1 protein-coding gene is annotated in these 1,699 nt (G+C 57.9%); it reads right to left on the bottom strand.

What is annotated here, in order from left to right; translation table 11 throughout:
* Nucleotides 1-1,699 (bottom strand): DUF5013 domain-containing protein (locus C5S62_RS06345; RefSeq protein ID WP_133159522.1); only part of this gene is annotated, 1,699 nt, incomplete at both ends.

Raw genomic sequence — 1,699 nt, 5'->3', positions numbered from 1 at the left:
GGTATGCAGGTCTGGCCTTTGAGCATGAAGACAAGGCCGAGCGAAACTTCCGTTTCTTTTTCAATAAGGAACGGAAGGCGACGGTCCGATAGGCTGCCCGCAGCCAGTGCGTCCGACATTCCGGCGCGGTCGGGGAGACCCTTGCCTGCGACAACGGCTATCATAGAGCCGCTGGCCGCCATTTCGCCGCCGTACGGAATGACTTCCAGTTCGTATTTTCCGGCAGGCAATGTCGTGGTGCAATAGATCTTGTGGTTCCTGAGTTCGTTGGCAAAGCCGTCCCATCCGGTGCATACCGTGAGGGCTTCGCCTTTGTTCCTGTCAACGTGAAGCCCCGTGCGGAGCGTGTCCGATCCGGTCGCGTTTTCTATGGTCCATCCTTTGGCGTCAAATTCAAGGAAGCGTTGGGCGTTGCCCTTGTTGACTGTGCGGCCAGTGGTGGCAAAGGGGCGTTGGGAGGCGGGCAGATGGCGGGCGGTAACGTCCTCCAGCGGTGTGTCGAAATTGAGGCAGAACACGCCGGCCGACAGTCCCCAGGCATCTCCGTCAGGTCCGAAGTTGGTACGCTTGCCGTGGAGTTGGTGTGAAGTGGCATCCATAACGTCGCCGCCGTTCTGGTTGAAGTTGTAATAAAGCAGCAGATGGTCTTTGCTCTCAGCTTCGGCCACGTCATTTATCGGTGCGTTGGCATAGGCTTGTATTTCTTTTTCGTTCAGGGCTTTCTGCCATACACGCACTTCGTCTATCACACCGTTCATCGGCGTGGCCTCTCCGCCAAGGCGCAGGGCGGGAATGGCTGGCAGGCGGCGTACCTGACGTTTCTTGCCGGCAAGTCGCGAAGTCGTTATTTTCTCACCGTCACGGAAGAACGACACCTCACCGCGGTCGAACGCAACAGCATAATGGTGCCAGCTGTCGCTCACGATGAAGCCGCCGGCCGTTTGTGCCGTCAGGCTGTCGGCTTGCAGGATAAGGCGTCCGTTGGCGTCGCCGCGTAGCTGCCAGGTACCTGCAGAGTGTCCGATCCCGGTTGTGGCCGATTGTCGTCCCGCATTCATCCACCAGTCCACAGTGAGGCATTCGGCAGAATCCGTGTAAAGTTTGCCGGAGGTGGTCAATGCCGCTTCGGGACGGCTGAAATTAAGGCCGTTCTTGCTGTCGGCGTTGCAAACGATGAGCGCCTGCTTCTGAGTCTGGGAGTTACTGCCTACTTTGTTGGTGGCGGTAAGCGTGATGTCGTAAACACCTGGCTCGTCTATCTTCAGAGTGGCATGACGGCCTTCGGCACGGTGGACCGTGAGGCGGCTCTCAGTCAGCCATTGCCACGAAACGGGGGCAAAGCGGCTGCGGTCGTTGAGAGTGACTTCCTGTCCGCGGAGCACGATACGCGGTGAGAGGTCGAAAGCCGCTTGTGGAGCCACGGCGTGTACGTTAAGGCGGAGTGAGCTGCGTTTGGTCTTTCCGCTGAGAGGATCTGTCAGACGGAGTTTTACGCGGTAGTTGCCGGCTTTCTCATAAGTGGCGGCGGCGATGGAGGTAAAAGCTTTTTCAATGTCAGCTCCCGGCATGCGCCATTCGTACCGGGCTCCCGGCATGCTTTCGTAAGGCTGGAAACTGATACGTTCTCCGGCCGGAATGTCGGTCTTCGAAGTCTGGAAATCTGCTGTAAACACCGCTGGAAGTACATGAACGGTTGTTT

The organism is Prevotella sp. MGM2 (assembly GCF_002933955.1).
Taxonomy (GTDB): domain Bacteria; phylum Bacteroidota; class Bacteroidia; order Bacteroidales; family Bacteroidaceae; genus Alloprevotella.
Note: the sequence above shows the minus strand (reverse complement) of the source record. Positions and strands in the feature narration are given on the sequence as shown.